Genomic DNA, 21,568 nt, shown 5'->3' with positions numbered 1-21,568 from the left:
GTTGATCTTTGCTTCCGCTGTAACAGTCATTTATGAAAATCACGCTGTTTCCCAACGCCCGGCAACCTTATCTTTGCCCGCACCAAACAGCACTTGCCAAGCAAGAAGGTTTTCAAGATGTCCAACAGTATGGGTATTGCCAGCGCTTTCGTTTTGTCCTCATTGATCCTGTCGCCGATGGCGATGGCTGAAGAATCCCAGACGTTTGTAGCGCAAAACGCCGCTCGCGCTCACGCATTCGAACAGCATCAGGCAGAAGTGATGGCCAAGGCTCAGGACGCTACGCAAGCCCCGCAGGCCTTAAATTCTCAGGCTCAAGCCTCCGAGAAAGACAGCTGAGTCGCGCACTGCGCAACGTTTCCCTCGACGCGGTTGTTTGGCTCTTCCCGTTCAACCGTCGTCCTTGCAGGCCGCTGATTTTCAGCGGCCTTTTTTCGTTGTGGTCTGAAAGCTGTCTGGTACGTCTTTAACAACTGGAAACATCCCGCACCTCATGACATTGAAGTGTCAGTTGACCCAAGGAGCTTTACCGCACGTGCGTTACCCAGTTCGCGTCACCCCGCTGTTCATTGCAATTGCCGCAACGATTGCCCCCGCCGCCCACGCTGCCGAAGCCGAGCAGCAAGGTTTCGTCGAAGGCGCGAGCCTGAACCTCAATGCCCGCAACTACTACATGAACCGCAACCGCCTGCAGCAGACGGACGACAACATCGAGTGGGGCCAGGGGTTCCTCGGCAAATTCGAGTCGGGCTACACCGAAGGCACGGTCGGCTTCGGCCTCGATGCGCACGCCATGCTCGGCCTGAAACTCGACGGCGGTGGTGGTACGGACAACTCCAGCATCCTGCCGGTCAGTGACGGCAGCGGCAAAGCGCCGGGTTCGTTCTCCACGGCGGGTGGCACCCTAAAAATGCGGGCGTTCGATACCGAGCTGAAAGCCGGCGATCTGTTCCTCGCCAACCCGGTGATCGCCGGTGGCGAGACGCGCATGCTGCCGCAGACCTTTCGCGGCATCAGCCTGACCAACCACAGCTTCGACGGCTGGATGATCGAAGGCGGCCAGGCCAGCTTCACCAAGCCCTACAACCAGAGCGGCCACAAACGCATCGGCACCTCTTACGGCACCCTAACCGACGGCGACAAGAGCCAGCACCTGAACTGGGCCGGCGTGGCCTGGAGCGGTGTCGAAGGCCTGACCAGCAGCCTGTACGCTTCCGAGCTGAAGGACATCTGGAACCAGTACTACTACGACCTCGACTACACCTGGGCACTGAATGACCGGGTGACCCTCAACCCGGGCCTGCACTTCTATCACACCCAGGACACCGGCGACGCGCTGCTGGGCAACATCGACAACAACACCTACAGCCTGCATTTGACCGTGGGCATCGGCAGCCACAGCGTTACCGCCGCGTATCAGCGGGTCAACGGCAACACGCCGTTCGATTACATCAGCCAGGGCGACAGCGTCTACCTCGACAACTCGCAGCAGTACTCGGACTTCAACGGCCCGAACGAGCGCTCGTGGAAACTCAAGTACGCCTACGACTTCGCCGGCGTCGGCCTGCCGGGGCTGACCTCGTCGCTGTCCTACTCACGCGGTACGCTGGACCTGACCAAAGTCGATCCGGACAGCAAGGGTTACGCCTCGTGGTACAGCGCCGAGGGTCGCAACGCCAAACACTGGGAGCGCGACATCGACCTCAAATACGTGGTGCAGAGCGGCCAGGCCAAAGACTTGGCGGTATGCCTGCAATGGGCGACCAACCGCGGCGGAAACGGTTACGGCGCAATCGATACGGACACCGATGAATACCGTGTGATCATCGACTACCCGATCAACGTCTTCTAAGATCGGCACTGCGATAAAAGGCCAGCCTGACGCGCTGGCCTTTTTCTTGCCTGTGGCAGCGAGCGGGTACAACTACGCTTAGAAGAATCCCCAACCGAAAACCGGACCATGATCGCGAGCCGCACCCCTACCGTTCCCGGCACGACCGGACGCTCCGAGCTGCTGTTGATCTCAGGCAGCCTGCTGAGCGTGATCGCGATTGTCTGCATCGTCACGTTCCTGCTGATCCGTGAACGCGCCAACGCCCAGGAATCGGCCACCCGTGGCGCCACCACCATCGCCCAGTTGATCGACGCCGACGTGCTGCGCACCGTCGAGCTGTATGACCTGACGCTGCAAGGGCTGATCGCCGCCGCCCAACGTGACGACCTGAAAGACGTTTCGCCGCAGATCCGCCATCTGGCGTTGTTCGACCGCTCCACCACGGCGCGCTTCAAGGGCGACATCCTGTTGCTCGACAAGTATGGCGAGGTGATTGCCGACTCCTCGCGGGTCGATCCGCTGCCGGGCAATTTCGCCGACCGTGACTACTTCCTCGCCCACGCCTTCAACCGCGACACCGGCATGTTCATCAGCCGTCCGTTCAAACCCCGCTGCGACTGCGATGACGCCAACCAGTGGCGGATCAGTTTCAGTCGGCGCATTTCTTCAGACACCGGTGAGTTTCTGGGTGTGGCCGTGGCGTCGATGAAACTCGATTACTTCGATCAACTGTTCAACAGCCTCGACATCGGCATCGACAGCACCCTCAACATCATCAACAACGACGGCATCCTGCTGGCGCAGAAGCCTTATCTGCAGAGCGATTCGATCGGCAAGAGCTTTGCCGCCCGGCCCAATGTGGTGCGGATTCTGCGCGACAGCAACGGCAATGGCAGTTTCAACAGCACTTCGAGCATGGATTATCAGCAACGGCTGTACACCTATTCGCGGGTCGGCAATCTGCCGCTGACGGTGATCGTTGCCCTGTCCAGCGAGGAAGTGTTCGGTGCGTGGCGACGCACGGCGATCCTGATCAGCGGCGCCACCGGCGTGTTGTGTGCCGGTCTGCTGTGGCTGACCTGGCTGCTGGCCCGGGAGCTGCGCCTGCGTCAGCGGGCCGAACATGAACTGGCGCAGCTCGCGGCGACCGATGCCCTGACCGGGGTCGCCAACCGGCGGATGCTCGATCAGTCACTGCGCCACGAGTGGTTCCGCGCCCAGCGCTCGGGCAAGCCGCTTTCATTGCTGATGATCGACGCCGACCACTTCAAGGCCTTCAATGACCGCCACGGGCATCAGGCCGGAGATCAGGCGTTGCGTGAACTGGCCAGGGTGATCACCGCCAATGTGCGGCGTCCGGCGGATCTGGTGGCTCGGTATGGCGGTGAGGAGTTTTCGGTGATCCTCGCGGAAACCGACAGTGCCGGGGCGCAGCAGATCGCCGAACACATTCGTACAGCGGTGGAGCAATTGCCAAGCCTGAATCAAGACCAGTCACCGATGACCGTGAGCGTCGGTATCAGTACCTGGACGTCGACGAGCGAAATCAGTCTGGAGCAGCTGTTGTTCGCGGCGGACAAGGCGTTGTATCAAGCCAAGGAAGGTGGGAGAAACCGGGTCGTCGTCGCCTGAAAACAGGCATAAAAAAAGGCCACCCAAAGGTGGCCTTCAAAAAACTAGAGAGGTTTTTTACTTACACCGCCGCAACCGGGCGCATGTAAGAGATTGGTGCAGTGCTGGCGTCTTCGAACGTCACGACTTCCCAGGCATCTTTCTGCTCAATCAACTTGCGCAGCAGCTGGTTGTTCAGTGCGTGGCCGGACTTGAAGCCCTTGAACTCACCAATCAGGCTGTTGCCCAGCAGGTACAGGTCGCCAATCGCATCGAGGATCTTGTGCTTCACGAATTCGTCTTCGTAGCGAAGGCCGTCTTCGTTCAGTACGCCATCGGCATCGACCACGATCGCGTTTTCCACGCTGCCGCCGAGTGCGAGGTTGTGCTTGCGCAGGTACTCGATGTCACTCATGAAACCGAAAGTACGGGCGCGGCTGACTTCTTTTACGAACGAAGTGCTGGAAAAATCCACGCTTGCACTTTGGGTGCGGTCCCGGAAAACCGGGTGATCGAAATCGATCTCGAAGCTCACCTTGAACCCTTCGAAAGGGACGAAAGTGGCGCGCTTGTCGCCGTCTTCCACTGTCACTTCACGCAGGATGCGGATGAATTTCTTGGCGGCGTCCTGTTCTTCCAGGCCAGCCGATTGAATCAGGAATACGAAAGGTCCTGCGCTGCCATCCATGATCGGGACTTCAGACGCGGAGAGCTCGACGTAGGCGTTATCGATGCCCAGGCCAGCCATGGCCGAGAGCAAGTGCTCCACCGTGTCTACCTTCACGTCACCGTTGACCAGCGTCGTCGACATGGTTGTCTCGCCGACGTTGGCCGCGCGAGCCGGTATCTCGACAACCGGATCGAGATCGGCACGACGAAAGACGATCCCGGTGTCGACAGGTGCAGGCTTGAGGGTCAGGTAAACCTTCTCCCCGGAGTGCAGACCTACACCGGTGGCACGGATAATATTTTTCAGTGTGCGTTGTTTAATCATGGCATGGGCCGCTTCAGCGCAAATTGCGAACTGGTATCAACAAAGGCTGGCGATGATAGCAGACCGAGCCTTTGCTGAACACCAATCACCTGAATACCCCTGATACATTTCATCAATCGGCCTGACGACGCAGGAAGGCCGGGATGTCCAGGTAGTCCAGGTCATCTTGCGGATTCATCTTCGCGGCAGTCGCAGCACCGGCCTGAGCCTGGTTGCGCATGACGGTCGGACGGTCCAGGTCACGGTAATTCACCGCTGGCTGCTCCTGACGAGCGGGTGCCGGTTGCTGCACCTGAGCAGCGGCCATCGAGGTGTGAACGGTGTTGTCGATAACCTTCACAGGCTTCTCGATTTTCGCGCCCAGACCGGTGGCAACCACGGTCACGTGCAGTTCGTCGCGCATGTCCGGATCGATAACGGTACCGACCTTGACCATCGCGTGCTCGGAAGCGAAGGCTTCGATGATCGAACCCACGTCGGAGTACTCACCCAGGGACAGGTCAGGACCGGCAGTGATGTTCACCAGGATGCCGCGTGCGCCTTGCAGGTTCACGTCTTCCAGCAGCGGGTTGCGGATGGCCGCTTCAGTGGCTTCACGTGCACGGTTCGGACCGCTGGCGCAGCCAGTGCCCATCATCGCCATGCCCATTTCGCTCATCACGGTACGTACGTCGGCGAAGTCGACGTTGATCATGCCCGGACGCTTGATGATGTCGGAGATACCGCGAACGGCACCGGCCAGTACATCGTCAGCCTTGGCGAAAGCCGACAGCAGGCTTGCGTCCTTGCCGAGGATGGTCAGCAGTTTTTCGTTCGGAATGGTGATCAGCGAGTCGACGCTTTCCGAGAGCATGCGGATGCCTTCGTCGGCGATCTGCATACGCTTGCGACCTTCGAACGGGAACGGACGGGTCACGACCGCAACGGTCAGGATGCCCATTTCCTTGGCCACTTCGGCAATGATCGGCGCAGCACCGGTACCGGTACCGCCGCCCATGCCGGTGGTGATGAACACCATGTTGGTGCCGGCCAGCACTTCAGCGATGCGCTCGCGATCTTCCAGCGCAGCCTGACGGCCGACTTCCGGGTTGGCGCCGGCACCCAGGCCTTTGGTCACGCCGGTACCCAGTTGCAGAATGGTGCGCGCGCCGATGTTTTTCAGCGCTTGAGCATCGGTGTTGGCGCAGATGAATTCCACGCCTTCGATGTTGCTCTTGACCATGTGATTGACAGCGTTGCCGCCGCCACCGCCAACACCGATAACTTTGATTACCGGGCTTGCGGGGATGTTGTCTACGAGTTCGAACATTTTCCCTCTCCTTACATTCTCTAGTTTTTTCGCCTACTGCTGTTTGTTGCGGTGCTGCGGTAAAGCGTTAGAAGTTGCCTTGAATCCACTTCTTAAAACGGTCCAGCAACGGCGCCTGCGGCTCATCGTTGCTGTAGCTGTCGCGGCTGCCGATGCCCGAGAACGAGATCCCGTCGGACTGCTTTTGCAGGCCGTACATCAACAAGCCAACGCCAGTGGAATAAATCGGGTTGCGTACCACGTCATCCAGACCTTTCACGCCATGGGGCACGCCCAGACGGACCGGCATGTGGAAGATTTCTTCGGCCAGTTCGGTGGCGCCTTCCATCTTCGACGTACCACCGGTCAGCACGATGCCGGCCGGGATCAGGTCTTCGTAGCCGCTGCGACGCAGCTCGGCCTGGATCAGGGTGAAGAGTTCGTCGTAACGCGGCTCGACCACTTCGGCCAGGGCCTGACGGGACAGTTCGCGCGGCGGACGGTCGCCGACGCTCGGCACCTTGATGGTCTCGCCGGCACCGGCCAGTTTGGCCAGGGCGCAGGCGTAGCGGATCTTGATCTCTTCGGCGTACTGGGTCGGGGTGCGCAACGCCATGGCGATGTCGTTGGTCACCTGGTCGCCCGCAATCGGGATCACCGCCGTGTGGCGGATCGCGCCTTCGGTGAAGATCGCGATGTCGGTGGTGCCGCCGCCGATATCGACCAGGCACACGCCCAGCTCTTTTTCGTCGTCGGTCAGGACCGAGTAGGCCGAGGCCAGTTGCTCGAGAATGATGTCGTCGATTTCCAGACCGCAGCGACGCACGCATTTTTCAATGTTCTGTGCGGCGTTGACGGCGCAGGTGACCACGTGAACCTTGGCTTCCAGACGCACGCCGGACATGCCCAGCGGCTCGCGCACGCCTTCCTGGTTATCGATCACGTAATCCTGCGGCAGGGTGTGCAGCACACGCTGGTCGGCCGGGATCGCCACCGCCTGGGCGGCGTCGAGTACGCGCTCCAGGTCAGCCGAGCTGACTTCGCGATCACGAATCGCGACGATGCCGTGGGAGTTCAGGCTGCGAATGTGATTGCCCGCCACGCCGACGAACGCCGAGTGAATGCGGCAGCCCGCCATCAGTTGGGCTTCCTCGATCGCGCGCTGGATCGACTGCACGGTGGACTCGATGTTGACCACCACGCCTTTCTTCAGGCCGCGGGACGGATGAGTGCCGATCCCGACGATTTCCAGCGAGCCGTCGTCCGCAACCTCGCCGACCAGCGCCACCACCTTGGAGGTGCCGATATCGAGACCGACGATCATTTTGCCGCTTTGCACGTTTGCCATGGGTCCTGCCTCTTCTTAATTCTTTGCGACAGCGGGTTGGGCTGTCGTCGGCGCTACTGGTTCCCGCCAGCCAACAGCGAGGCCGTTGGCGTAGCGCAGATCGATGCGCGCAATGTTCGTAATCTGTTCTTTGAGCGTCTTGTCATAGATGGCAATGAAGCGGCGCATCTTTTCCACCAGGTTGCCGCGTCCCAGCAGCAGCTCGATCCCGGGGCCGGAACTGCCGGCACCGGTGGTCAGGAACCAGCTGCCGCGTTCACGCAGCTCCAGCCGCGCAATCGAGAAGCCCAATGGCCGGAGCATCTGGCTCAGTACCTGGTATTGCTGCATCACTTGCTGCTGGGCCCGCTGCGGGCCGAACAGCTGCGGCAGGTGTTCGTAGTTCGCCAGTTCCTTGGGCGTGAACGCCTGGCCCTGGTTGTTGAGCAACGACTCGTCGCCCCAACGGGCCACCGGCAGTTGCTCTTCGAGGCGGATCACCACCTGGTCCGGCCACACCCGACGTACTTCGGCGTGGGCGATCCACGGCATCTGCTCCAGCTCGGTGCGCATGCTCGCCAGGTCGATGGTGAAGAAGCTCGACGCCACGTACGGGGCGATCCGCTGCTGCACCGCTTGCTGACTGATGTAACTCAGGTCGCCCTGCACCGCGATCTTGGTGATTGGCCGGTCGGCGTACGGCAGCAGACGCTGTGCGCCTTCGTAAGTGCCGAACCCCAGAGCCACCAGCAGCACCGGCCAGAACAGACCTTTCAAAAAGCCGAAGTTGGCTTTTGGCAGGCGCGCGGACATCGGCTCTTTGGCCACCATTCGGCTGGCACCCCGCGGCACCGGCTTGCGACCGGGTGCGGGTGGCTGATGTCTGAGATGAGCGCCTTGCATGGTCTTAACCTCGCGCCTCTTTCTTGCCATCGGCATCGACACTGGCGGCCAGAATGGCCAGGACCAGTTGCTGGAAATCCAGACCGGCCGCTTTCGCCGCCATCGGTACCAGGCTGTGATCGGTCATGCCGGGGGCGGTGTTGACTTCCAGGAACCAGAATTTGCCGTCGGCGTCCTGCATCACATCCGCCCGGCCCCAACCGGCAATACCCAGCGCCTCGCAGGCTTGCGCCGTGAGGTCCATGAGTTCTTTTTCCTTGGCGGCATCGAGCCCGCACGGAATCCGATACTGGGTATCGTTGGCGATGTACTTGGCGTCGTAGTCGTAGAACGTGTGTGGCGTACCCAGGGCGATAGGAGGCAACACCTGGTCACGCAGGGTGGCGATGGTGAACTCCGGACCGTGAATCCATTGCTCGACCAACACTTGCGAATCGTAGGTACTGGCCGCTTTCCATGCGTCGATCAACTCGGACGCGGAAGTCACTTTGGCCATCCCGATACTTGAACCTTCATGCGCCGGTTTGACGATCAAAGGGAAGCCCAGTTCCGTCGCTGCCGAAATACAATCGGCCTCGCTGCGCAGCACGGCGTGACGCGGCGTCGGAATCCCCAGCGTGTGCCAGACCTGCTTGGTGCGCAGTTTGTCCATCGCCAGTGCCGAAGCCAGGATGCCGCTGCCGGTGTACGGAATGCCGGCCACTTCAAGCAGGCCCTGCATGCTGCCGTCTTCACCGCCGCGACCGTGAAGGATGATGAACGCACGGTCGATCTTTTCGCTCAGCAGGCGCTGCAGGATATCGGCGCCGACGTCGATCCCGAATGCGTCCACGCCTGCGCTTTGCAGCGCACTGAGCACGGCGTTGCCGGACTTCAGCGAGACTTCACGCTCGGCACTCAGGCCACCAAACAGCACGGCCACACGGCCGAAATCCTTCGGGGCGATGGTGGAGAACAGGTTGGCGTAGGCAGCAGTCATTTCAACTTCCCCTCGACCGATGCCGCCACGGCACCGGCGAACAACTCGCTTTTCAACAGTTTCGGTGCGAGGCCGCCGATGTCACCGGCGCCCTGGCACAGCAGAATGTCGCCGGCACGCAGCAGCGGCTTGACCAGTGGCGCCAGATCGACGCCGCGCTCGATGTAGATCGGGTCGAGCTGACCGCGCTGGCGGATGCTGTTGCACAGCTTGCGGCTGTCCGCGCCCGGAATCGGCTCTTCGCCGGCCGGATAAACTTCCATCAGCAGCAGCACGTTGGCGTCGGCCAGGACATTGACGAAATCGTCGTACAGGTCGCGGGTGCGGCTGTAACGGTGCGGCTGGTAGACCATCACCAGACGGCGCTCCGGCCAGCCACCACGCACGGCTTTGATGACTGCTGCGACCTCGGTCGGGTGGTGACCGTAGTCGTCGACCAGCATCACGTTGCCGCCGTCCACCGGCAGCTCGCCGTAGACCTGGAAGCGTCGGCCGACCCCCTGGAACCCGGACAGGCCCTGGACGATGGCTTCATCGCTGACGCCTTCGTCGGTGGCGATGCAGATGGTCGCCAGGGAATTGAGCACGTTGTGGTTGCCCGGCATGTTCACGGACACATCAAGAGGCTCGCGATCAGGGCGCAGCACGGTAAAGAAGGTCTGCATGCCCTGCTGACGAACATTGATCGCGCGCACGTCGGCGTCTTCGCTGAAGCCATAGGTCACGGTTGGACGCTTGACCAGCGGCAGGATTTCACGCACCACCGGATCGTCCAGGCACATCACCGCCAGCCCGTAGAACGGCAGGTTGTGCAGGAACTCGACGAAGGTTTTCTTCAGTTTGTTGAAGTCACCGTCGTAGGTCGCCATGTGGTCGGCGTCGATGTTGGTGACTACGGCCACCAGCGGTTGCAGGTGCAGGAAGCTCGCGTCGCTTTCATCGGCCTCGGCGATCAGGTAGCGGCTGGTGCCGAGCTGGGCATTGGTGCCCGCGGCGTTCAGACGGCCACCGATGACGAAGGTCGGATCCAGGCCACCGGCGGCGAACACCGAAGCGATCAGGCTGGTAGTGGTGGTCTTGCCATGAGTACCGGCGACGGCGATGCCGTGGCGGTAGCGCATCAGTTCGGCGAGCATTTCGGCACGCGGCACCACCGGGATGCGGCGTTCCAGCGCAGTCGCGACTTCCGGGTTGGAGGTGTTGACGGCGCTCGACACCACCAGCACATCGGCGGCAGCGGCGTTCTCGGCACGGTGGCCGATGAAGATCTGCGCACCGAAGGATTCCAGGCGCTCGGTCACCGGCGAAGCTTTCAGATCCGAACCGGACACTTCATAGCCCAGGTTCAGCAGAACTTCGGCAATACCGCACATGCCCACGCCGCCGATCCCGACGAAGTGGATGCGACGGATGCGGCGCATTTCCGGTTGCGGCATGGCTTTCTGATTCTCAACCATGGGCCACCTCCAGACAGGTATCGACCACGCTGCGGGTGGCTTCGGGTTTCGCCAGACGGCGGGCCGCTTGGGCCATTTGTTCGAGTCGTTGCGGTTGCATCAAGACCTCTGTCAGGCGCGCGGCAAGGTCCGCGGCGCCAGTCGTTCTTTGCGGCATCAGGAAGGCAGCGCCTTCGCGGGCCAAATAATCGGCGTTGCGGGTCTGGTGATCGTCGATCGCGTGGGGCAAGGGCACCAGCATCGAGGGCAGACCGGCGGCAGCCAGTTCGCTGATGGTCAATGCGCCGGCGCGGCACACCACCAGGTCAGCCCAGCCATAGGCCTGGGCCATGTCTTTGATGAACGGCTGCACCTGCGCGTCCACGCCGGCGGCGCGGTAGCGCTCTGCAGTCACTTCATCGTGGTTTCTGCCAGCCTGATGGAACACTTCCGGACGCAAGTCGGCAGCGACTTGTGCCAGGGCTTCAGGCAGCAACTTGTTCAACGGTTCTGCGCCCAGGCTTCCGCCCAGGATCAGCAAACGCGCCTTGCGTCCGGCCAGGGCCGGGCGCGGTGTTTCGAGGAACAGCTCGCTGCGCACCGGGTTACCGGTGGTACGGCGGCTGTCCGACAGGGTAAAGGTGTCGGGGAAGGCTTCACACACCCGGGCGGCGAACGGCACCAGCAACCGATTGGCGGTGCCGGCCACGGCGTTCTGCTCATGAACGATCACCGGCACGCCGGCCAGTTTGGCGGCAAGACCACCGGGGCCGGTCACGTAGCCGCCGAATCCGACCACGCACACCGGACGCAAGCGGCGAATGATCGCCCGCGCCTGCCACACCGATTTCAGCAGCATGAACGGCGCCTTGAGCAGCGACAGCTTGCCCTTGCCACGCAGGCCAGTGGCGTTGATGCGGTGCAGTTCAATACCTGCAGCCGGTACCAGATCGTTCTCGATCCCGCGCGGCGTGCCGAGCCAGTGCACGGTGTAGCCGCGCGCCTGGAATTCGCGGGCACAGGCCAGCGCCGGGAACACGTGGCCACCGGTGCCGCCGGCCATGATCAATACGTTAGCGCCCATGGTTCGGCTCCTCGGCGAAGTCGCTCTCATGGAATTCCATCTCTTCACTGCCCAGGTGGGTCCGACTCTCCCACTCGATCCTCAGCAACAGGCCAAGGCAGGCGCAGCAGATCACCAGGGAACTGCCGCCATAACTGAGGAACGGCAAGGTCAGGCCCTTGGTCGGCAGCAGGCCGACGTTCACGCCGATGTTGATCAGGAACTGGCCGATCCACAGGAACGACAGACCGTAGGCAACATAAGCGGCAAAAAACTGTTTGGCTTTCTCGGCCCACAGACCGATGTACATGCCGCGAATACACACGAACACGAACAGCGCCACGGTGCACAGCGAGCCCACAGCGCCCAGCTCTTCGGCCAGGACCGAGAACACGAAGTCGGTGTGCGCTTCCGGCAGGTAGAACTGCTTCTGCACGCTGTTGCCCAGGCCAACGCCCAGCCATTCACCGCGACCGAATGCGATCAAGGCTTGCGACAACTGATAACCGGCGCCGAACTGGTCGGCCCACGGGTCGGCGAAGTTGGTCAGACGCGCCATCCGGTACGGCTGCATCTGAATCAGCAACACCACCGCACCAACGGCCAGCACCACCATGAGCGAGAACCGGAACAGCCCGACCCCGCCGAGGAACAGCATCGCCGCCGCAGCGCCCATCATCACGACGGTGGCACCGAAGTCCGGCTCCATCAGCAGCAAGCCCGCCATCGGCAGCAGCACGATGAATGGCTTGAAGAAGCCCATCCAGCTCTCGCGCACCTCTTTCTGGCGACGCACCAGGTAACCGGCGAGGTAGATCACCACGAACACCTTGGCGATCTCGGACGGCTGTACGTTGAAGAAGCTGAAACCGATCCAGCGCATCGAACCGTTCACCTCACGGCCGATCCCCGGGATGATCACCATCACCAGCAGACCGAACGCACCGATCAGCATCATCCAGCCGAGGCGCTGCCAGGTGGCGATCGGAATCATCATCGTGACGATGCAGGCACCGAGGCCCAGCACCACGTAGATCAGGTGACGGGTCATGTAATAGAGAGCACTGCCCGACTGCGCCGCGCCGACTTCTGTCGATGCCGAGGCGATCATGATCAGGCCCAGACCGAGCAACGCCAGGCAACCGGCGAGCATCGGGAAGTCGAGGTCGATTCCGCGTCCGGTAATGAGCGGCGACGGGTATGGCTTGATGATGTTTCTCAAGCTCATGCCAGATCCTCCACAGCGCGGACGAACTGGTGACCACGGTCTTCGTAGTTCTTGAACATGTCGAAACTGGCGCAGGCCGGCGACAGCAGCACCACGTCACCCGGCTGGGCGGCGGCGCGGCATTGGGCGACCGCGTCGACCAGCGTGTTCGCACGAATCAGCGGTACGGCATCGCCGATCGCTTCGCCGATCTTGTCGGAGTCGCGCCCCATCAGGATCACGGCGCGGCAGTGGGCCGCCACCGGATCGCGCAGGTCCTTGAAGTCGGCACCCTTGCCATCGCCACCGGCGATCAGCACGACCTTGCCGTCGATGTCCGCACCCAGACCTTCGATGGCGGCCAGCGCAGCGCCGACGTTGGTGGCCTTGGAATCGTTGTAGTAACCGACGCCGTCCAGATCACGTACCCACTGGCAACGGTGTTCGAGACCGGCGAAGGTGCGCAGCGCCGCCAGCATGGCGTCGAACGGCAGCCCGACCGCGTGGCCGAGCGCCAGCGCCGCCAGGGCGTTGGACTGGTTGTGGGCGCCGCGAATCTTCAACTCGCGCACCGGCATCAGGTTCTGGAATTCGAAGGCCAGGTATTTCTCGCCATTCTCTTCGCGCAGGCCGAACGCCTTGAAATCGGGTTTGGTCAGGCCGAAGGTCCAGCACGGCTGGCCCTCGCCCATCAGCGGACGGGTCAAGGCGTCCTGGCGGTTGACCACGAACTGCTTCGCACCCCGGAAGATCCGGTGCTTGGCCAGGTGGTAGGCCGGCAGACCGCTGTAGCGATCCATGTGGTCTTCGCTGATGTTGAGCACGGTCGCCACTTCGGCGTTGAGCTGGTCGGTGGTTTCCAGCTGGAAGCTCGACAGCTCCATCACGTACAGCTCGACGTCATCGCTGAGCAGATCCAGCGCCGGCGTACCGAGGTTGCCGCCCACGGCCACGCGCTTGCCGGCCGCAGCCGCCATCTCGCCGACCAGCGTGGTGACGGTGCTTTTCGCGTTGGAACCGCTGATGGCCACGATCGGCGCCTTCGCGTTGCGCGCGAACAGCTCGATGTCGCCGGACAGCTTCACGCCACGGGCCGCGGCGGCTTGCAGGGCCGGGGTCGCCAGCGCCAGGCCGGGGCTCACGTAGAGCTCGTCGGCACGGCACAGGAATTCGACGTCCAGCTCGCCACAACGCACTTCCACGTGCGGATAGTCACGCTGGAGCGTGGCCAGTTCCGGTGGATTTTCCCGCGTGTCGGCCACGGCAAACGCCACGCCCCGGTTCGCCAGGAAGCGAACCAGGGACATGCCGCTCTTGCCGAGGCCGACAACGATGCGGAAGTGGTCAGAAGCGATCAGAGACACTCGTTCTACCTCAGCTTCAGGGTGGCAAGGCCGATCAGCACGAGAATCACGGTGATGATCCAGAAACGGACGATCACGCGCGGCTCGGGCCAGCCCTTGAGTTCAAAGTGGTGGTGAATCGGCGCCATGCGGAACACACGGCGACCGGTCAGCTTAAAGGAGGCAACCTGAATGACGACTGACAGGGTTTCCATCACGAACACGCCGCCCATGATGAACAGGACGATTTCCTGACGGACGATCACCGCGATGGTGCCCAGGGCCGCGCCCAGCGCCAGTGCGCCGACGTCGCCCATGAAGACTTGTGCCGGGTAGGTGTTGAACCACAGGAAACCCAGGCCGGCACCGATCAATGCGCCGCAGAACACGATCAACTCGCCTGCGCCCGGTACGTAAGGAATCAGCAGGTATTCAGCGAATTTCACGTTACCCGACAGGTAGCAGAAGATGCCCAGGCCACCGCCCACCATCACTGTCGGCATGATCGCCAGGCCGTCGAGGCCGTCGGTGAGGTTGACTGCGTTGCTCGAACCGACGATCACGAAGTACGTCAGCACGATGAAACCCGCGCCCAGCGGAATGCTGTAGTCCTTGAGCATCGGCAGGATCAGGGTGGTTTCCACCGGAGTGCTGGCAGTCATATAAAGGAAGATCGCCGCACCGAGGCCGAACACCGACTGCCAGAAATATTTCCAGCGACTCGGCAGACCACGGGAGTTCTTCTCGATCACCTTGCGGTAGTCGTCGACCCAGCCGATGGCGCCGAACAGCAGGGTCACCAGCAGCACAACCCACACGTAGCGGTTGCTCAGGTCAGCCCACAGCAAGGTGCTGACGCCGATCGAAGACAGAATCAGCGCGCCACCCATGGTCGGCGTACCGGATTTGGACAGGTGCGATTGCGGGCCGTCGTTACGAACGGACTGGCCGATCTGACGGTTCTGCAGGGTGCGGATCATCCACGGGCCGTAGCACAGCGACAAGACCAGCGCGGTCAGCACACCGAGGATCCCGCGCAGGGTCAGGTACTGGAAGACCGCGAAGCCTTTGTAGAACTGTTGCAGATACTCCGCTAGCAGCAGCAGCATTAATGTTTCTCCAGACTGGACCCGCACAGGGCCGCAACGATGTTTTCCATCGCTGCGCTGCGCGAACCCTTGATCAAAATGGTGGTGTTTGTGTCCTGCTCGGCGCCGAGGGCCTGGATCAGTTCGGCTTGTGTGCCGAAGTGCTGCGCCTCTTCACCGAATGCGTTCACGGCGTGGACCATGTTCGGCCCGACGGCGTAAAGCGCGGAAACCTTGCCCCGGGCGTATTCGCCCACGTCGCGGTGCCCCTGCTCCGCCCAGTCGCCCAACTCGCCGATATCCCCGAGCACCAGAACGGTGCGACCGGAAAAGCCGGCGAGTATATCAACGGCCGCGCACATCGAGGTGGGGTTCGCGTTGTAAGTGTCATCGATCACGCGCATGCCGTTTTTCGCCAGTTGCGCGACGGTGCGACCCTTGACCGGTTGTACCGCGCCAAGCCCGGTGGCAATGCCGAACAGCGACACGCCCAGGGCGTGAGCGGCAGCGGCGGCGGCCATGGCGTTGGCGACGTTGTGGGTGCCGAGCAGGTTCAGTTGAACCCGTTCCACACCTTCAGGGGTGTGAAGGTTGAACGCCGGACAACCACGGGCATCGGTGGCCAGATCGCTGGCGTAAAAATCCGCATGAGTGTTGCTCAGGGCAAACGTCAGCACCTTGCGCGCGCCGGCGCGGGTTTTCCAGATACCAAACGCCTTGTCATCGAGGTTCAGCACGGCGACGCCATCGGCCGCCAGCCCGTCGATGATCTCGCCCTTGGCTTCGACAATTTTTTCCGGACCGCCGAACTCACCGACGTGGGCGGTCCCGGCGTTGTTGAGGATCGCTACGTGCGGCTTGGTCAGCCCTACGGTGTAGGCGATTTCACCCAGACGCGAGGCGCCCAGTTCGATCACCGCCGCGCTGTGTTCCGGGGCGAGTTCGAGCAGGGTCAGCGGCGCACCCAGATCGTTATTCAGGTTGCCACGGGTCGCCAGCACCGGACCGCGTGTGCGCAGGATGCTTGCGAGCATTTCCTTGACCGTGGTCTTGCCACTGGAGCCGGTAACCGCAGCGACCGGTTTGGTGAACGCGGCACGGTTCAAGGCACCCAGCTGGCCGAGCGCCTGGCGAGTGTCCTTGACCAGCAATTGCGGCAGCGTGCTGTCGGCGACTTCGCGCTCGACCAATGCAGCAACGGCGCCTTTGGCGGCGACTTCATTCAGATAGTCATGACCGTCGAAACGCGGGCCGGTCAGGGCGATAAACAGTTGGCCAGCCTTGATCGCGCGGCTGTCGATGCTCACGCCGTCAAAACTGGCGTCGGCGCTGATCAGGCGGGCGTCGAGCGCGCTGGTCAGCTCGCTGAGTTTCAGGGCCTTAAGCATGGGCCACCTCCCACGCGGTCAGGGCGTGATCCGCCTCGACCAGATCAGAGAATGCATGGCGCTCGCCGTTGATTTCCTGATAGTCCTCGTGACCTTTGCCGGCCAGAACGATCACGTCATCCGCCGAAGCGCCGGCAATCAGTTGCGCGATGGCCTGGCCACGACCGGCCACGAACGTCACCTTGTCCACAGCCGTGAAACCGGCGCGGATGTCATCGAAAATCACCGCCGGGTCTTCGGTGCGCGGATTGTCATCGGTCACCAGCACACGGTCGGCCAGACGCTCGACCACTTCGGCCATCAGCGGACGCTTGCCGCGATCGCGATCACCGCCGCAGCCGAACAGGCACAGCAGCTGGCCTTTGACGTGCGGGCGAAGCGCAGTCAGAACTTTTTCCAGCGCGTCCGGGGTGTGGGCGTAATCGACCACCACCAGTGGCTGAGTGCCGCCGCCGAGACGCTGCATGCGACCGGCCGGGCCTTCGAGCTTTGGCAGCACCTTGAGAATTTCGTCGAGGGCGTAATCGAGACCGAGCAATGCACCGACGGCGGCCAGTACGTTGCTCAGGTTGAAACGGCCGAGCAGCGTGCTGCGCAGATGGCGTTCGCCTTGCGGCGTGACCAATGTGGCACGCACGCCTTCGTCGTCGAACTGCGCTTCACGCACATAGAGATAGGCGCTGCTGTCGAGCAGGCTGTAAGTGATCAAACGTGACTCGCGCTTTTCAGCGGCCAGTTGCCGGCCGAAATCGTCGTCGAGATTGACCACGCGGCACTTCAGGTCATTCCAGGCGAACAGCCGGGCCTTGGCCTCGGCGTACGCTTCCATGGTGCCGTGGTAATCGAGATGATCACGGGACAGGTTGGTCATCACTGCCACGTCGAATGCCAGCGCGGTAACCCGGCCTTGATCCAGACCGTGGGACGAGACTTCCATGGCCACGGCTTTGGCGCCGGCCTTTTTCAGGTCGCCCAAGGTCGCTTGCATGGCAATCGGATTCGGCGTGGTGTGCAGGCCGCTTTGCAGCGAACCGTGGAAACCGGAGCCGAGGGTGCCGACGATGCCGCAATGCTGGCCGAGCAGGTCCAGCGCCTGCGCCACCAACTGGGTCACGCTGGTCTTGCCGTTGGTGCCGGTCACGCCGATCAGGTTCAGGTGATGACTTGGCTCACCGTAAAAACGCCCGGCGATGTCAGACAGTTGCGCCGCCAGGCCCTTGACCGGAATCAGCGGAACTTCGGTGATCGGCAGCACGGTGGCGCCTTCCACTTCATAGGCCACCGCAGCAGCACCGCGCTGCAAGGCGTCGGCGATGTGCGCACGCCCGTCGAACTTGCCGCCCGGCACCGCGAGGAACAGGTCACCCGCGCGTACGTTGCGACTGTCGAGCGCCAGTTCACGAATCAACAGATCATGGCCGGCGTGGGGGAAAATCTTGTTCAGACTCAGAGACATCAGCCGCGCCCTCCATTGGCTTTCAGCGGAACGACCGGGGTGGCGTTGGCCTGTTGTGTGGTCGGCAGGTTGTCCGGGGTGACGTTCATCAGGCGCAGGGTGCCCGACATCACACGGCTGAACACCGGCGCCGAGACCAGACCACCGAAGTAGCCGGCCTTGGTCGGTTCATCGATCACCACGACGATTGCATAGCGTGGATCGCTCATCGGGCCGAAACCGGCGAACAGCGAGCGGTAAGAGTTTTCGGCATAGCCCTTGGTGCCAACCGATGTTTTACGCGCGGTACCGGACTTGCCGCCCACGTGATACGCCGGCACCTGCGCACGGAACACGCCGCGCGGGGCTTCGATCACTTGTTGCAGCATGCCTTGCATGGTTTTGGCGACAGCTTCCGGCAGCACCTGGGTGGTCTGCGGCGCCTTGTCGGTTTTGATCAGGGTCAGTGGTGCCAGACGCCCGTTATTGGCCAGCGCCGAGAACGCGTGCACCAGCTGGATCGCGGTCACCGAGATACCGTAGCCATAGGACAGCGTCGCGGTCTCGGCCTTGCGCCACTCGCGGTAGTTCGGCAGGTTGCCGACACGTTCGCCCGGGAAGCCGAGGCCGGTGTCCTGGCCGAGGCCGACTTTCTGTGCGAGGCGGAAAATGGTTTCGCCGCCGATATCGAACGCGACCTTACTCATGCCGACGTTACTGGAATTGATCAGAATGCCGGTCAGGTCGAGTACCGGACCTTCGGTCTTCGATACGTCCTTGATCGTGTATTTGCCGATCTGCAGGGAGCCCGGATACACCTCGACGGTGTCGCTCGGTTTCCAGCGGCCGGTTTCGATCGCGGCGCTCATCGAGATCGCTTTCATGGTCGAACCGGGTTCGAACACATCGATCATCGCGCGGTTACGCATCATCGCCGGTTGCAGGTTGCGACGGTTGTTCGGGTTGTAGGTCGGCTGGTTGACCATGGCGAGAATCTCGCCGGTCTTCACGTCCATGATCACCAGACTGCCGGCCTTCGCGCCGTTCTCGATGATCGCGTTGCGCAGCTCGCGGTTGGCCAGATATTGCAGGCGCAGGTCAATCGACAACGCCAAGGGCTTGCCGGCCTTGGCGTTCTTGGTGACCTGGACATCCTTGATCAGCCGTCCGCGCCGATCCTTGATGACTTGCCGCTTGCCGGGCACGCCGGCCAGCCATTCATCGTAGGCCAGTTCGACACCTTCACGACCGTGGTCATCGATGTCGGTGAACCCAACCATATGTGCGGTGACTTCACCGGCCGGGTAGAACCGGCGGAACTCTTCGATGCCGTAGACGCCCGGCACTTTCAGGTCGAGCACGGCCTGGCCCTGCTCGGGGGTCAACCCGCGCACCAGATAAATGAATTCCTTGTTGGCCTGGGCTTCGAGACGTTCGGCCAGGGCTTTCGGATCCTGCCCCAGCGCGGCGGCCAGTGCCGGCCATTTTTCTTTCGCTGTCTGCATTTCCTTGGCGTTGGCCCACAGGGTGGTCACCGGCGTACTGACGGCCAGCGGCTCGCCGTTACGGTCGGTGATCAGACCACGGTGAGCCGGAATCGGAATGTGCCGAAGACTGCGCGCGTCGCCCTGACCTTTGAGAAAGTCTCGGTCAACCACTTGCAGGTCGATGATGCGCCAGCAGATGGCCGCAACCATCACGCCGAGCAGTGCCACCATCAGACGGAAACGCCATGGGAAAAGAGCCCCCTCGAGTTTCATCATGGCGCCACCATCTTCACGTCAGCCGCGCCGGGAATGTGCATCTTCAGTTGTTCGGTGGCCAGTACTTCGATCCGGCTGTGGGCGGTCCAGGTGCTTTGCTCCAGGATCAGGCGCCCCCATTCGGCCTGCGCCTTGTCGCGCACGCTCAGTTCGTTGTACAGGGTGTTGAGCAATTGCCGGTTCCAGTGAGCGCTGTAAGACACGCCGATGGCCGACACGAGCACGCCGATGAACAGCAGCAGCATGAAGAAGCTGCCGCCGGGCAGTGGCTTGGCGAAAAGCTTGCTCACCGCAGCTTCTCCGCGACGCGCATGACGGCGCTACGGGAACGTGGGTTGGCTTTGAGTTCGGCGTCGGAGGCCGTCTGCGCTTTGCCATGGACTTTAATTTTCGGTTCGAACGCAACGTGGCGAACCGGCAGGTTGCGCGGCAGGTTGTCGGCTTCGCCTTTCACCAGCTTGCGCATGAACAGTTTGACGATACGGTCTTCCAGCGAGTGGAAGCTGATCACGACCAGACGGCCGCCCACTTCCAGGCATTCGAGCGCGGCTTCAAGACCCGCTTCCAGATCGCCCAGTTCGTTGTTGACGTGAATGCGCAGGCCCTGAAAAGCGCGGGTTGCCGGGTTCTTGCCCTTTTCCCATGCCGGGTTGGCGACTTTCAGGACTTCGGCCAGATCGGCGGTGCGCTCGAACGGCGTGATGTCACGGCGCTCGGCCACGGCACGGGCCATGCGACCAGAGAAACGTTCTTCGCCGTATTCCTTGAACACACGGGCGATTTCTTCCACCGGCGCGGTGTTGACGAACTCGGCTGCGCTGATGCCACGGGACGGATCCATGCGCATGTCCAGTGGGCCGTCGTTGAGGAAGCTGAAGCCGCGCTCGGCATCATCGAGCTGCGGAGAGGACACACCCAGATCCAGCAGAATGCCGCTGACTTTGCCGGCCAGACCCTGTTCGGCAACCACCGAACCGAGCTCGGCAAAGCTGCGCTGCACAACGACAAAGCGGCCGTCTTCGGCCGCTAGCGTTTGCCCGGTGGCAATCGCTTGAGGATCCTTGTCGAATCCGATGAGCCGACCATCCGGCCCGAGCTTGCTCAGGATCAACCGGCTGTGCCCGCCGCGACCGAACGTGCCGTCCAGATAGCAGCCATCAGGACGTACGGCGAGAGCCTCGACGGCTTCGTCAAGCAGTACGGTGATGTGGTTAAAGCCGCTATCAATAGTCACAGGATCAGATCACGCAGTTCGTCAGGCATGGCGCCCGGTTGTTGTATGGCAGCCAGGTCAGCGGCAGAAACCGCGTTCCAGGCATCTTCGTCCCACAGTTGGAACTTGTTCAGTTGGCCCACCAGCATCGCGCGCTTGTCGAGCTTCGCGTATTCGCGCAGGCGCGGCGGCACCAGGAAACGACCACTGCCGTCGAGCTCAAGGTCAACGGCATTACCAATCAATAAACGTTGCAGACGACGGTTCTCTTCACGAAGCGAAGGAAGCGCGCGCAACTTGGTTTCAATAATTTCCCACTCATCGAGCGGGTAGACACACAAACACGGATCAACGGCGTCAATGGTCACGATCAACTGGCCGGAACTGCGCGAATCGAGCTCGTCACGGTACCGGCTCGGCATGGCGAGACGGCCCTTTGCATCGAGACTGATAGCGTTAGCTCCGCGAAACACGTCTGCGTTTCTCCAATTTTTATCGTTTTGAGCTCAAAAAACCCACTTCATGCCACTTTCCGCCACTTGCGCACACTATAGGAATGCGCCCACCACACCGTCAAGGCGCGGATTAAAGGAAAACCCTTACAGAACGGAGATTTAGGAGCATAAAAGGAGGAGCAACGAGAATCTGGCGGATGCTTTTATCCAATAACTTGAAGCAGCACTGAAAGCTGCGCTC

At 61.9% G+C, this 21,568-nt stretch carries 19 protein-coding genes; 3 read left to right on the top strand and 16 right to left on the bottom strand.

Going from position 1 to position 21,568, the window contains the following annotated elements:
- Positions 1–117: 117 nt before the first annotated feature.
- The 3 genes from ACM6JM_RS04245 to ACM6JM_RS04235 all read left to right on the top strand — a co-directional run bounded on the left by ACM6JM_RS04245 (position 118) and on the right by ACM6JM_RS04235 (position 3,466).
- Positions 118–339, top strand: a complete 222-nt coding sequence (locus ACM6JM_RS04245; RefSeq protein ID WP_039766234.1) for a hypothetical protein — start codon at positions 118–120, stop codon at positions 337–339.
- A 196-nt stretch (positions 340–535) separates the two neighbouring features.
- Complete coding sequence (locus ACM6JM_RS04240; RefSeq protein ID WP_414881371.1) at positions 536–1,852, top strand: OprD family porin; 1,317 nt, start codon at positions 536–538, stop codon at positions 1,850–1,852.
- A gap of 108 nt (positions 1,853–1,960) precedes the next feature.
- Positions 1,961–3,466: a sensor domain-containing diguanylate cyclase gene (locus tag ACM6JM_RS04235; RefSeq protein WP_074691003.1), complete on the top strand. Its 1,506-nt coding sequence runs from the start codon at positions 1,961–1,963 to the stop codon at positions 3,464–3,466.
- 61 nt (positions 3,467–3,527) lie between these two features.
- On the opposite strand, the gene lpxC is transcribed toward ACM6JM_RS04235, so the two are convergent.
- The 16 genes from lpxC to mraZ form a co-directional block, all read right to left on the bottom strand.
- The gene (lpxC, locus tag ACM6JM_RS04230) at positions 3,528–4,439 is read right to left on the bottom strand and encodes a UDP-3-O-acyl-N-acetylglucosamine deacetylase (RefSeq protein WP_007956752.1); all 912 of its coding nucleotides are present in this window, start codon (positions 4,437–4,439) and stop codon (positions 3,528–3,530) included.
- Between the two features lie 112 nt (positions 4,440–4,551).
- On the bottom strand, positions 4,552–5,748 hold the full coding sequence (gene ftsZ, locus ACM6JM_RS04225; RefSeq protein ID WP_007956754.1) for a cell division protein FtsZ: 1,197 nt from the start codon (positions 5,746–5,748) through the stop codon (positions 4,552–4,554).
- A 67-nt stretch (positions 5,749–5,815) separates the two neighbouring features.
- Positions 5,816–7,075 (bottom strand): cell division protein FtsA, encoded by a 1,260-nt coding sequence (gene ftsA / locus ACM6JM_RS04220; protein ID WP_039766239.1) that lies wholly within the window; start codon positions 7,073–7,075, stop codon positions 5,816–5,818.
- Positions 7,076–7,090: 15 nt separating this feature from the next.
- Positions 7,091–7,957, bottom strand: a complete 867-nt coding sequence (locus tag ACM6JM_RS04215; protein ID WP_039766241.1) for a cell division protein FtsQ/DivIB — start codon at positions 7,955–7,957, stop codon at positions 7,091–7,093.
- Positions 7,958–7,961: 4 nt separating this feature from the next.
- A complete protein-coding gene (locus ACM6JM_RS04210) occupies positions 7,962–8,936 on the bottom strand; it encodes a D-alanine--D-alanine ligase (protein ID WP_039766243.1) in 975 nt (324 codons plus the stop codon).
- Entirely contained in the window at positions 8,933–10,393 is a 1,461-nt protein-coding gene (gene murC, locus ACM6JM_RS04205; RefSeq protein WP_011335862.1) for a UDP-N-acetylmuramate--L-alanine ligase, read from the bottom strand. Before murC ends, ACM6JM_RS04210 begins: the two co-directional genes overlap by 4 nt.
- Positions 10,386–11,456 (bottom strand): undecaprenyldiphospho-muramoylpentapeptide beta-N-acetylglucosaminyltransferase, encoded by a 1,071-nt coding sequence (gene murG, locus ACM6JM_RS04200; RefSeq protein ID WP_039766246.1) that lies wholly within the window; start codon positions 11,454–11,456, stop codon positions 10,386–10,388. The genes murC and murG overlap by 8 nt, the downstream gene beginning before the upstream one ends.
- A complete protein-coding gene (gene ftsW, locus ACM6JM_RS04195) occupies positions 11,446–12,663 on the bottom strand; it encodes a putative lipid II flippase FtsW (protein WP_039766247.1) in 1,218 nt (405 codons plus the stop codon). The genes murG and ftsW overlap by 11 nt, the downstream gene beginning before the upstream one ends.
- Complete coding sequence (gene murD / locus ACM6JM_RS04190) at positions 12,660–14,006, bottom strand: UDP-N-acetylmuramoyl-L-alanine--D-glutamate ligase (RefSeq protein ID WP_414881370.1); 1,347 nt, start codon at positions 14,004–14,006, stop codon at positions 12,660–12,662. Before murD ends, ftsW begins: the two co-directional genes overlap by 4 nt.
- A 5-nt stretch (positions 14,007–14,011) precedes the next feature.
- A complete protein-coding gene (gene mraY / locus ACM6JM_RS04185; protein WP_007956769.1) occupies positions 14,012–15,094 on the bottom strand; it encodes a phospho-N-acetylmuramoyl-pentapeptide-transferase in 1,083 nt (360 codons plus the stop codon).
- Positions 15,094–16,461 carry a UDP-N-acetylmuramoyl-tripeptide--D-alanyl-D-alanine ligase gene (locus tag ACM6JM_RS04180; RefSeq protein ID WP_210710091.1) on the bottom strand — a complete coding sequence of 456 codons (1,368 nt, stop codon included), beginning with the start codon at positions 16,459–16,461 and terminating at the stop codon, positions 15,094–15,096. The genes mraY and ACM6JM_RS04180 overlap by 1 nt, the downstream gene beginning before the upstream one ends.
- The gene (locus tag ACM6JM_RS04175; protein WP_085610962.1) at positions 16,454–17,917 is read right to left on the bottom strand and encodes a UDP-N-acetylmuramoyl-L-alanyl-D-glutamate--2,6-diaminopimelate ligase; all 1,464 of its coding nucleotides are present in this window, start codon (positions 17,915–17,917) and stop codon (positions 16,454–16,456) included. The genes ACM6JM_RS04180 and ACM6JM_RS04175 overlap by 8 nt, the downstream gene beginning before the upstream one ends.
- Complete coding sequence (locus ACM6JM_RS04170) at positions 17,917–19,656, bottom strand: peptidoglycan D,D-transpeptidase FtsI family protein (RefSeq protein ID WP_170844883.1); 1,740 nt, start codon at positions 19,654–19,656, stop codon at positions 17,917–17,919. The genes ACM6JM_RS04175 and ACM6JM_RS04170 overlap by 1 nt, the downstream gene beginning before the upstream one ends.
- Complete coding sequence (gene ftsL, locus ACM6JM_RS04165; protein ID WP_007956777.1) at positions 19,656–19,949, bottom strand: cell division protein FtsL; 294 nt, start codon at positions 19,947–19,949, stop codon at positions 19,656–19,658. Before ftsL ends, ACM6JM_RS04170 begins: the two co-directional genes overlap by 1 nt.
- Positions 19,946–20,893 (bottom strand): 16S rRNA (cytosine(1402)-N(4))-methyltransferase RsmH, encoded by a 948-nt coding sequence (gene rsmH, locus ACM6JM_RS04160; RefSeq protein WP_039766256.1) that lies wholly within the window; start codon positions 20,891–20,893, stop codon positions 19,946–19,948. The genes ftsL and rsmH overlap by 4 nt, the downstream gene beginning before the upstream one ends.
- The gene (gene mraZ, locus ACM6JM_RS04155; protein WP_007917012.1) at positions 20,890–21,345 is read right to left on the bottom strand and encodes a division/cell wall cluster transcriptional repressor MraZ; all 456 of its coding nucleotides are present in this window, start codon (positions 21,343–21,345) and stop codon (positions 20,890–20,892) included. The genes rsmH and mraZ overlap by 4 nt, the downstream gene beginning before the upstream one ends.
- Between the last annotated feature and the right edge of the window lie 223 nt (positions 21,346–21,568).

The sequence above is a fragment of the Pseudomonas sp. IT-P2 genome, assembly GCF_949767575.1.
Classification (GTDB): Bacteria; Pseudomonadota; Gammaproteobacteria; order Pseudomonadales; family Pseudomonadaceae; genus Aquipseudomonas; species Aquipseudomonas pharyngis.
This window is presented reverse-complemented; position numbering and strand designations above follow the sequence as displayed.